Source organism: Gemella sanguinis ATCC 700632, assembly GCF_000701685.1.
Classification (GTDB): Bacteria; Bacillota; Bacilli; order Staphylococcales; family Gemellaceae; genus Gemella; species Gemella sanguinis.
The window spans coordinates 1-11,486 of record NZ_JNJO01000019.1 but is presented as its reverse complement, the minus strand read 5'-3'; the positions used below and the strand labels follow the sequence as shown (position 1 = coordinate 11,486).

The window sequence follows — 11,486 nt, the reverse complement described above, 5'->3', positions numbered from 1 at the left end:
TTTTTACGCAATAATTATATCAAATATATTTGAAATTGTAAATCTAAAACTTAAATATACTTAAAATTTTTTCTAGTTTTATTTTATTTGTGTTGTTTTTTCTTGTTTTCTATATTTTTTACAGTTATTCTTATAAAAATTACTAGTATTTTTATAGAATATTATATTTAATGTTTTTTTATTATTTATAATTTAATTACTTTTATTAACAATCAAAATTTGTTAGTTTATACACTTTATATATATTAAATTTTTACATTAATTTATTATTAAGTTAGTACCAAATAAAAACCATTAATATTACAATAAATACAATTAATACTTTTATCACTGTTACTAAATCTAGCTTTTAAATTTAATTTTTTACATAGAACCTAGAATCTTAATATATTATAATTTTAGTATTTTTTATATATTAAATTATAATGTTTATTTTTTTGTTTTTTTATAAATTGTAGATTTATCTTCTCTTAAAAAAACCATAAAATACCTTTAAATAAAAGAAATTTGATTGATTTTCTATAACTTAATTCTCTGGATTTTGATTTATTATATATTATTTTGACAAAAATACTTTGATAATATATAATAGTAATTGTAATTAATGTTATATTTTTAAGTTTTATATCAAATATATTATGAAAAAAATAAAGGAGAATATTATGATAAATAAAAATAACAATTTTTCGATTAGAAAATACACATTTGGTACTGTTTCTGTTGCTCTAGGTGTTTTCTTCGCCTTAGCTCTTAACAGTACTAACGCTCACGCAGTAGAAGATACTACTCCAGCTGCAGTGGAATCTACCACTCCTACTACAGAACTAACTACACCTGATGTTAGTATTACTGGTGTAAGTGTAAATACAAATACAAATGGAGATGACAGCGCGGTATTACCAGCTGTTCCTACTCCAGTGTTACCTGGTTTCTACGCTGACCAAAAAGAAGCACCTGCAGTTGTAGCAGATCCAGAAAATCTTGATATAAACCAAGATGTTTACTACTCTAGATTAGGTAAGATTAAATATGTTGATAAAGCTACTGGTAAGACTATAATAGAAAAAGTATATGAAAATAATAAAACAGATGCTACAAAAGCAGCAGATACAGTTTTACCTGATTTACCTTCAGGTTATGAGTTTATTTCTAAAGTTCTTACATTACAAAATGCTACTGTAGAAAAAGTTACTAATACCAAGGGAGACAAAGCTAATAAAATAGAAACACAAGATGTTACTACTCCATTAACTGAGTCTAATGGTAGATTAATCTTCTCTCCTATTAACGATATTGTATCTGTAATTAAGGATGGTGTCCCTTATAGTTATAGTCAAGGTAATAATATAGTGTTCTACCTTACAGCTTTAACCCCAACACCTGAACCAACTCCTGAGCCTAAGCCAGAACCTAAGCCAGAACCTAAACCTGAGCCTAAGCCAGAGCCTAAACCCGAGCCTAAGTCAGAACCTAAACCTGAACCTAAACCTGAACCTAAACCTGAACCTCTTCATAAGCCAACACCTAAGCATATAGTAACTAAAAAAACATTACCTAATACTGGGGTAACTGATAGTTCTACTCTTGCAGCAGGTCTTGGAGCTCTTACTTTAGCTGGTATAGCAACAAGAAGAAAACAAAAATAATAGGAAACTTTTCTTTATAAAATTATTTACAAACAAAACCCCCTAAAAGCTAAATTGTTTAACTTTAGGGGGTTGCCTTATTTATAGTACTCTATATCTATATAATTAAATTCATTATAAGTAACGAAATAATTCTTTATTTCATCCTGATTATAACTTATTTTATAAATATATTCACCTATTCCTTCATCTTTAAATACAATTCTATATTTATCATTTAATTCTATTATACCTCTCCATGCATCTGTTCTCCATGAATCAGTCATTAAAACTTTTTTATATTCAACTACTTTAATTTTGTTTATTTTCTCATTATTTCTCAACTTATAATCTTTAATCACGTGATTGACTAATCTTTTTTCGGCTTGTCTTATTTTTCGTTTTTCTTCATCACTTTTATCTTCATACTTTTCTAATATATATTGAATCTTTTGATTTTGTTCTACTTTCTGCTTTTCTCCATACAATGTCAAAGCAGTTAAACAAATCATACTTAATAATATCTTTATTAATTTTTCCATTTTTCTAACCTACTTTATTCTTTGTTCATCTTCATTATATCATACTTATTCATAAAAAAAATAGAGTATTAATACTCTATTTCTAATAGTTTCACCTGCGGTGTTATTATTCCCGCTTCACTTTTCAAATATAAACCATAGCTATTTGGTAGATAATCTATAAAGTTTTCTTTGTCTAACATCATTTCATAAAATGAAGGATATCTAATTTCTCCTAAATTTGTTTCAAAACTCTTATCATATTTTTTTTCATCTATATTTTTGTCATTTTTTAAAACTATCAACAATCTATACTTTGTATAATCTTGACAGTGACAACCTATCATATCATCATTATATGGACTCTGTCCATCTGTATAATCTAATATAAATCTATAGTCTACTATATTCTTATTCTTTAATCTATTTTGTAAATACTCTTCAGCACTACTTGTAAAGTTAATATTCATTTTTTCACCTTCTTTTTTATATTATACATTTTATTTTCTCTCTTTAACAAGGAGAAAGGCCCATCTTTCGATGAGCCGTATATTATGAAAAAAAATATTTTAACTTTAAAAATTATTTCCTTAACTACTTTGTTTTAGAATATAATCTTTATGTGTGTTATGTTTATTATTATATAGACACAACTTTACATAAAGTTAAAGCTATAATTAAAGTGTAATTAAATTTTTCTCCTATTTACTTTTACTTTGTTTTAGTCTAGCTGCTACCGCTAGTGATACCAACCCTATTAACATAGCTGAATTTGAAGTTTCTCCTGTATTCGGTAATTTTTTACTTCCTACATATAGTTTATGTTTTTGTATTTTAGCTATTTTTGCTGATTTTACTGTTTTTTCTTGTTTTTTATTTGAAGTATCTTTTATTTTTTCTACTTCTTTTGGTTGTTCCGTTTGAACTTCCTCTTTTGGTTGCTCTTCTTTAGATTCTTCTGGTTTTGCTTCCTCTTTTGGTTGCTCTTCTTTAGATTCTTCTGGTTTTGCTTCCTCTTTTGGTTGCTCTTTTTTAGATTCTTCTGGTTTTGCTTCCTCTTTTGGTTGCTCTTGTTTAGTTTCGTCTGGTTTTACTTCTTCTTTCGGTTGTTCTTGTTTAGTTTCGTCTGGTTTTACTTCTTCTTTCGGTTGTTCTTGTTTAGTTTCGTCTGGTTTTACTTCTTCTTTCGGTTGTTCTTGTTTAGTTTCGTCTGGTTTTACTTCCTCTTTTGGTTGCTCTACCTCTTTTGTTCCTAACAACACTACTTCTTTTATCATCTCTTTTACTACTTTTTCAGTAGTTGTTGAAGATAACTCTCCTGTTTCTTTATTTGCTAATGCATAAGAAGTAATTTTTAATATTTCTCCATTGACTCCTGCTTGAACTATTTTTCTCAGTCCTTTTTCTAAAGTATTATCATTTTTCACTTCAGTTTCATAACGAATTACTTTTCTTTCTTCTGTTGGTTTTGTCCCTAATATTGTTAAACCATTTTGTACTTGAGTGCTTGTTTCTTTTATTGTATCTACTACTACCTTCGCTTCTGTAGGTTGTTCGAATAGTTTATTATACAGATTCGCAAAGTAATACTCAGCTTTGTCTACTGGTGTTGTTGCTGTAGCATAATTAGGATCATTTTTATCTGTAAATAGATATTCAACACCATCTATATTCTTATATCTAGTATAAGGGACTCCATATATTCTTTTATTTATATACTTCCCAAATGAATCAGCAAAAGCCTCTTCTCTAGATGTTCTTAAATAACTTGTATAATTTTTTTCGTTTTCAAAATATTTATTATAAACATCTAAGAACTCTTTTGAACTTGATAATTTATAAGGACTAAAGTTACCATCTGAATCTATCGTTCCTACACCTTTCATTCCATCTGCTCCTATATATTTACTCCCTAAACCACCTGTTACATCAATTATATGTGATATTTCATGCATTAAAGTATTCAATAACACTTCCGGTTGTTTTAATTCTATCTCTATTACTTTTTTGCCATTTTCTGTCGGAATAGCTCTAAACCCTCTATCTTCATATTTCAAATCTATATTTTTCATATAATAATTTGCAATTCCTACTGATTTACTATTATGTTTATTTAAATGTTCTGTCTGAGCTAAATCGTTTGTTGTTACTCTTAGTTGTACTAAATTTTTTCTAATTTCATAAGGTAATTTTAAAATTTGTTTTTCAAATTCCTTTTTAACATTATCTGGAATATTTCCTTCATATGTAATATTTAAACTATTACTATAACCATTTATATTATTATAATGCTGTGTAATACTATTAAATGCTATTTCTGTATTTTTTACAAGTTCTTTTTGACTTTCTGTTAATTCACCTAATTTTTGTTTTGCTAACTGTAATCTTTGATAATTAGCTTTTGCATCTGCATACATACTTTCTGTAATAATATGTTTTGCGAAATAACGTTCAACAGCTTTATCTTCACCTTCATCTTTAAGTACTTCATTAGTTAAATAATGTCCACCTGATAACATTATTATACTATCGCTACTTTCTTTTAGTATTACTCTATAAAAAACCTTATCATTGGAAAAATCATATGTATCCTTTTCTGCATCATAACCTATTGGATTTTCCCATTCTTCGTCTACACCATAATACCTTCTTTTTATATCTCTTAAATCCTTATTAGTTGGATCCATCATTTCTGGAGTTATATACTTACCTTTTAACTTACCTTCTTCTACTAGATATTCGCCTGTCTGTATTAATTCTCTTACTCCTGTTTTTTTACCTATATTTTGTTTTTCAGGAATAGCAACAAATAATTTATCTATTACTATTTTATCACTTGGTAATTCTTTTGAGTTATCTATAGAATAAAACTTTTCATCTGTATACATATAATTATCAGAATTAAGCATTTTTTCTATTTTTTCACTTAATTTTACTTTTGGTTTTGTAACTATTTTATACGTTGTTGTCGTAGTTTTTTCTCCATCTTTTGCTTCTTTTACAACTTCTTTTACTCCATAGTTTTTAGTATCATCTACTTTATATTCTACTTTTGCTTTTTCTATTTTTGTTTCTACTTTTGGTTTTGTACCTAAATCTACTTTTGTTATAGTAGGCTCTACTCTTTCTACAGTACTTTCATTCCCATTATTTTTTAATATAATTTTCCCATCATTTCCTTGTACTTTAACTTCTTTGTAACCTACTTCTTTTGTTACATCGCCTTTATATTCAACAGGACTTTCTATTTTTCTTTCTTCATTTTTATTTTGTGTTGTTTCAGCAGCATATGCAGTAGTATTTAACTCAGATACTGCTACACCTCCTGCCAACATTAAAAACGTCACTGCCGCTATTTTAGTCGACACCGCTCCAAATTTTGATTTCCTTATAGAATAAATATTTTTCTTCATAAATATACTTTCCTCTCTTTTTTTTAAAAAAATCTTTTTTTTATTAAAGATTTTATATACCTCTGATTTTACCAAATATAAAGTAAAATTTCAACACTTTTTTATATAAAATAATAAAATAACTGTTTTTATGGTAATAAATATGATAAAAATGAAGAATTTCTTTTATTTCTAGTTTTTATGTTACTTATTAATTTATTTGAAAATATATTATATTATGTTTTCATGAATTTTATATTAATTTTCTTATTCTCTTATTCTTTATAAAAAAAAATTTCCTATGTTTCTAATTTACATAGGAAATTTTATTTTAATATACTCTTTGTAATTTTTTCACTTTTGTTTGAACTACATTTAGTGGTACTGATTCTTTTGTTGTAACACTTGTATCTAATCCAAACCATTTTTCTGGAGTTACAGTTATACGTTTTAATTTTAATCTTAAACTCATAATAAATGTATCAAATGAAGATAAACCATTGTTATTACCCAATACTTCATTTATTAATACAAATCGGAAATCCCCAACTGTTTCTACTTTACCTTTTAAATTATATTTAGTCGGTTGCAAGTCTAACTCTTTATTTTCTAATAAATCAGCTATTACTTGATGCATAAACATATTTATTCGTTGGTGCTCTCTAAATCCTAGATTAAAAGTAATTTTGAATATTTTTTTATCGCTATATTTCGTTACTTTATATTCACGTTTATAAGGTTTATCTAGAACATTTATATGAACAAAAAAGTAAACATTAGCTCTTTTCGGCTGTTTATTTAAAATTGAATATAATACCGCATAATCAACATCTTCTTCTCTTTTTGCACCTGTTAAATAAACTAAGTTAGTCGCATATTTAGGAATACTCTTATCACCACTTAGCTGTAATAATTGTTTTTTATAATTATCAACAGTTAGATATTGTGATTCTCTTTCTTTAATTTCTGTTCCTTTATGCCAAATAAACATTATTGTAAAGATAAATAACGCTATAATAACAGTTATATATCCACCATTAACGAATTTTAAACTATTCGCAAATAGGAATAATAATTCTTCTGCTCCAAAGAATGATAAGAATATTATTGAAGCTACTTTATTATTTTTAATTTTGAATAAATATATTGATAATAGTATTGTCGTTACAAACATTGTTATACTAATACTTAATCCATATGCCGCTTCCATATTACTACTTGTTCTAAAGAATAATACTACTGAGCTACTACATATAAACAGTATAATATTTACCGTTGCAACATATACTTGTCCTTTTAACTCTGTAGGATATTTAATTATTAATTTAGGGAATAAGTTTAATTTTATCGCCTCTGAAATTAATGTAAATGATCCAGTAATTAAACTTTGACTAGCTATTATAGCAGCAAGTGTAGCTAATAGTACTTGTAGTACTAAAAATTCATCAGGAACTATCGCGAAGAATGGATTTTTACCTGCGTCAAACTTATCTGATAGTAAATATGCTGCCTGTCCAAAATAATTGGCTACTAAACATATTTTTACCAATGTCCATGCCATTCTAACATTTTTTCTACCACAATGTCCTAAATCAACATATAAGTCTTCTGCTCCAGATACACATAAAAATACTGCTCCTAATAAAACAAAAATACCTGGTTGGGTAACTAATAAGTTATAGGCATAATAAGGATTTAATGCTTTTAAAATAGTTGGATTAGCTAGTATTTGTCTACTACCCCAAAATAACAATGATAAAAACCATAAGCTCATTATTGGACCAAATAGCGATCCTATTTTTTTAGTTCCAAAACGTTGAAATGAGAATATGAAAATAAAAATAAGTAATACCATTACTATTACATCATCAGTTTCTAATTTTGGAAAAATATCATGTAGTCCTTCTACCGCGGAAGTTACTGTTATGGCTGGTGTTATTATTCCATCAGCTAGTAATGTAGCTCCTCCTAACATCGCTAAAAATACTACGCTTTTTCTCGTTTTATTTTTTATTAATGCAAAAAGTGAAAATACTCCACCTTCACCATGGTTATCTGCTCTTAGTGCTATTAATACATATTTGGTTGTTGTTTGTAAAGTCATTACCCAAAATATTAAACTAATAAACCCCAGGATTAACATTTCATTTAGTGCTCCATCACTGTTTTTAACAAATGATTTCATTACATATAGAACTGATGTTCCTATATCACCAAAGATAATCCCAATAGTTATTATTACACCAAGAAAAGTTAGTTTTTTCTTATCCATAATATTACTCTATCCTTCACATAAATAAATTAAAATAAAGATAATTTACTAAAAACCATCTTTATTTTCATATATTATTATAGACCTCTTATTTTTAAAGTCAAGAGGGAATTTTATTAAATTTATACTATTTTAGACTTAATATTATAGCTATTTATATATTTTCTATATTTTGCTGTTTATAAAATAAGTATAATTGATTTAATAATTAAAATTTCTTATTTTATATTTTTGATACCTATAGGGATAACCCTAATCTAATAATTTAATAAATTAAAATTAATTATTTCTTAATTTTACAAGGTTAGTTTTTATGTTTTCTTATAATATTTTTTCTTTTCTATTAATTTTCTCCTTAATCTTTTTTTTTGAAAACATTTACTTTTCTACTTTACAAAACTACTTTTCTTGTGTTACCATAAGTATAAAGGAAAAATTTAACACATTAAATTTTAATAGTAAATGTTTTTTGTGAGGTTAGAGTATTTTCCACAATAGAAGGGGTGTTATTATGTTAATTAAAAGTAAAAAAGTTTGGTCAAGTAGCCAATTTCTTCCTCTTATTTTAGAAGTTGAAAATAATAAAATAGTTGCTGTTTATGATTATGATCACTTCGATAAAGTTGATTATGATTTTGGTAGTAATCGTGTTCTACCTGGTTTTATAGATATACATACACATGGTGCTTACGGTTATGATACTAATGATGCCACAGAAGAAGGTTTACGTAACTGGACAAAAAATTTACCGAGTGAAGGAGTTACGTCTTTCTTACCTACTACTATTACTCAAACTGAAGAAGTTCTTCTTAAAGCTGTAGCTAATGTTGCGAAAGTTTATCGTGAAGGTTATGAAGGCTCTGAAATATTAGGAATTCATTTTGAAGGTCCATATCTAGATGCAGAAAAGCGCGGTGCTCAACCTCTTAGCTGTATTCAAACTCCAAGTGTTGAACAATTTAAAAAATTCCAAGAAGCTAGTGATAATTTAATAAAATTAATTACCATCGCTTGTGAAAAAGATGTTGATTATAAATTAACTAAATACTTAGTTAGCCAAGGTATTCGTGTTAGTCTTGGCCACTCTGCTTGTAATTATAAAGAAAGCTATTTAGCCTTCGCTAATGGTGCAAGTTCTCAAACTCATGTTTATAACGGTATGGTTGGTTTCCATCATCGTGATGGCGGTCAAGTTGGCTTTGCATTTCGTGCTCATGATGTTTATGGTGAAGTTATTTGTGATGGTATTCACTCTACTACAGACGCCTTAAATACTTACTTTACTGCAAAAGGTAGACACCATGGTATTATGATTACCGATTCACTTTGTGCTAAAGGATGTGGACGTGGTTCTTACATCTTTGGTGGTGAAAATATGGAAATTTTTGAAGATGGTAGTGCTCATCGTGATGATGGTCGCTTAGCTGGTTCTACACTACGTGTTATAGATGGTTTAAGAGTTCTTATCGAAGATGCTCTTGTTCCTATAGAATCTGCGATTAACTCTTGTACAAAAAACCCTGCAGAAATGCTTGGTTTTGGAGATAGAAAAGGGAAATTAAAAGTTGGTTATGATGCCGATTTTGTAGTTATAAATTCTGATTATGAAGTATTAAATACTTTCTCACGAGGTAAAGAAGTGTTTAAAAAAGACTAAATTTAAGAGATTAAGGAGTTTTATTTATGAAATATTTAGTATTCGAAACAAAAAAAGAAGCTTCTAAAGAAGCATACAAAATTTTAAAAAGTTTAATTAATGAAAATTCTACATTAGGTTTAGCTACTGGTTCTACACCTACAGATCTTTATGAAGAAATGATTAAAGACCATAAAGAAGGAAACTTTAGTTATAAAAATATTAAAAGTTATAATTTAGATGAATATGTAGGTATTAGCTATGATCACCCAGAAAGTTACCATAAATTTATGGACGTAAATCTTTTTGATCATATAGATATTGATAAAAGTAATACTCATGTTCCAGATGCTAGTGCTGAAAATTTAGACAAAGCATTAGAAAACTATCAAAATGAGCTAAATAACACTACTATAGACGTCCAAATACTAGGTCTTGGTGGAAATGGTCACATAGGTTTTAACGAGCCAGGAACACCGTTTAACAGCGGCGTACACGTTATTGATTTAAAAGAAGAAACTATTAAAGCTAACTCAAGATTCTTCGATAATGATGTAAATTTAGTTCCTAAACAAGCTGTTACTATGGGAATTAACGATATTATGAAAGCTAAACACATTATTTTATTAGCTTTTGGTAAAGAAAAACAAGCTGCTATTAAAAATCTAATAGACAGTGACATTATAGATGAAAGTATTCCTTGTACTGTATTGAAAAAACACCCAAGTGTTTACGTATTAGTAGATAAAGAAGCTGATTTTAGAAATTAAATATAATAGAATGCTGCAAATTGTAGCATTTTATTTACCATAGTAATGTAAACGTTTTATAAAATTTTAGGGAGGTACATTATGTATAAATTACAATGGGAAAAAATTGGAGTAGTTGCTCCTCAAGAAGGTTATGAAAAAAATATTGGAACTGCTGGATTACTAAAAGGTGTAATAGATAATAAGATTATCTTTGGTGGTGGTGCTAACTTTCCTGGTGGTTTGCCAGTAGATGGTGGTACTAAAGTAACACATAAAGACATCTACTTATATGAAATAAAAGATAATAAACATGTATTACTAGATCAAGTTCAACATGATTATCCACTAGCTTACGGTCCTAGTGCTAACTATAAAGATAAATTATATTATATTGCAAATAAAGATGAATCTTCATCTGATATATTAGAATTAACAATAAAAGATAATAAACTAAATATCAATATTATTGGAACATTACCTCTAACTGTAGAAAATACTATAGCTGAAGTTTATAACAATAAGCTTTACTTTGGTATTGGATCTATAAATGGAAAAAATACAAATGAACTATATTCATATGACTTAGAAACAAAAACATTCGAAGTTGAAACAGAATTTCCTGGGGAATTACGCTCACAAGCTTTAAGTTATGTATACAATGACTCACTAATTGTTTATGGTGGCGGTGCTGCCGTAACTTATAGTGATGGGTATAAATATGACTTTAAAGAAAAAACTTGGACTAAACTAACAGATGTAATAATAGATAGCTATGAATATTCATTATTAGGTGCCGATTGGTGTAAACTAAATGAAGATGAACTATTAGTTATAGGAGGCTTTGATAAAGACGTTTGGAAAGACGCAGTATTCAACCTTAGTACTCTTACAGGTGAAGAACATGCAAAATATCGTGATACTTACTTTAGACGTCCTGTAGAAGACTTTAAATGGAATAAACACGAACTAGTTTATAATCTTAAGAATAATACATGGTCTAAACTAGACGAAATAAACTTTGAAGCACCATGTGGACATGCACTATTATCAACAGATACTCATATATATTCAATTATGGGAGAAATCAAACCAGCCGTGAGAAGTCCACATATACACCAAACAAAAAAATAAATATATAATCCCTCCTAATTAGATACTATCTAGTAAGGAGGGATATCTATACATTATTTATAAAAAAAAAAGACCTTCCAAAAGGAAGGTCACTGTTGCCTGGCAACGTTCTAGTCTCGCAGGGCGTAAACCCAACTACATTCGACGCTAAAGAGCT

Annotated in this window: 8 protein-coding genes; 4 read left to right on the top strand and 4 right to left on the bottom strand. The window is 27.8% G+C overall.

All coding sequences use genetic code 11. The features are described from left to right. Positions 1 to 662 precede the first annotated feature (662 nt). The gene (locus T369_RS0106885; protein ID WP_031553459.1) at positions 663 to 1,646 is read left to right on the top strand and encodes a YSIRK-type signal peptide-containing protein; all 984 of its coding nucleotides are present in this window, start codon (positions 663 to 665) and stop codon (positions 1,644 to 1,646) included. Between the two features lie 77 nt (positions 1,647 to 1,723). Here T369_RS0106885 and T369_RS0106880 read toward each other — a convergent pair whose 3' ends face one another. From T369_RS0106880 to T369_RS0106860, 4 genes are all read right to left on the bottom strand, one after another. Next, the gene (locus T369_RS0106880) at positions 1,724 to 2,167 is read right to left on the bottom strand and encodes a hypothetical protein (protein ID WP_031553457.1); all 444 of its coding nucleotides are present in this window, start codon (positions 2,165 to 2,167) and stop codon (positions 1,724 to 1,726) included. Between the two features lie 68 nt (positions 2,168 to 2,235). Next, positions 2,236 to 2,616, bottom strand: a complete 381-nt coding sequence (locus T369_RS0106875; protein ID WP_031553456.1) for an iron-sulfur cluster biosynthesis family protein — start codon at positions 2,614 to 2,616, stop codon at positions 2,236 to 2,238. A gap of 231 nt (positions 2,617 to 2,847) precedes the next feature. Beyond that, the gene (locus T369_RS09335) at positions 2,848 to 5,559 is read right to left on the bottom strand and encodes a G5 domain-containing protein (protein WP_051618989.1); all 2,712 of its coding nucleotides are present in this window, start codon (positions 5,557 to 5,559) and stop codon (positions 2,848 to 2,850) included. Between the two features lie 310 nt (positions 5,560 to 5,869). Then, positions 5,870 to 7,810 (bottom strand): KUP/HAK/KT family potassium transporter, encoded by a 1,941-nt coding sequence (locus T369_RS0106860; RefSeq protein WP_031553454.1) that lies wholly within the window; start codon positions 7,808 to 7,810, stop codon positions 5,870 to 5,872. A 511-nt stretch (positions 7,811 to 8,321) separates the two neighbouring features. Here T369_RS0106860 and nagA point away from each other — a divergent pair. From nagA to T369_RS0106845, 3 genes are all read left to right on the top strand, one after another. Then, on the top strand, positions 8,322 to 9,467 hold the full coding sequence (gene nagA, locus T369_RS0106855; RefSeq protein ID WP_031553452.1) for an N-acetylglucosamine-6-phosphate deacetylase: 1,146 nt from the start codon (positions 8,322 to 8,324) through the stop codon (positions 9,465 to 9,467). 26 nt (positions 9,468 to 9,493) lie between these two features. Next, on the top strand, positions 9,494 to 10,216 hold the full coding sequence (gene nagB / locus T369_RS0106850) for a glucosamine-6-phosphate deaminase (RefSeq protein ID WP_031553449.1): 723 nt from the start codon (positions 9,494 to 9,496) through the stop codon (positions 10,214 to 10,216). 81 nt (positions 10,217 to 10,297) lie between these two features. Continuing rightward, positions 10,298 to 11,329 (top strand): cyclically-permuted mutarotase family protein, encoded by a 1,032-nt coding sequence (locus T369_RS0106845; protein WP_031553446.1) that lies wholly within the window; start codon positions 10,298 to 10,300, stop codon positions 11,327 to 11,329. Positions 11,330 to 11,486: the final 157 nt, after the last annotated feature.

Coding starts and splice junctions, on each gene's coding strand:
- T369_RS09335 (WP_051618989.1), bottom strand. CDS start 5,559: ATGAAGAAAAATATTTATTCTATAAGGAAATCAAAATTTGGAGCGGTG.
- nagB (WP_031553449.1), top strand. CDS start 9,494: ATGAAATATTTAGTATTCGAAACAAAAAAAGAAGCTTCTAAAGAAGCA.
- T369_RS0106875 (WP_031553456.1), bottom strand. CDS start 2,616: ATGAATATTAACTTTACAAGTAGTGCTGAAGAGTATTTACAAAATAGA.
- T369_RS0106860 (WP_031553454.1), bottom strand. CDS start 7,810: ATGGATAAGAAAAAACTAACTTTTCTTGGTGTAATAATAACTATTGGG.
- T369_RS0106845 (WP_031553446.1), top strand. CDS start 10,298: ATGTATAAATTACAATGGGAAAAAATTGGAGTAGTTGCTCCTCAAGAA.
- T369_RS0106880 (WP_031553457.1), bottom strand. CDS start 2,167: ATGGAAAAATTAATAAAGATATTATTAAGTATGATTTGTTTAACTGCT.
- nagA (WP_031553452.1), top strand. CDS start 8,322: ATGTTAATTAAAAGTAAAAAAGTTTGGTCAAGTAGCCAATTTCTTCCT.
- T369_RS0106885 (WP_031553459.1), top strand. CDS start 663: ATGATAAATAAAAATAACAATTTTTCGATTAGAAAATACACATTTGGT.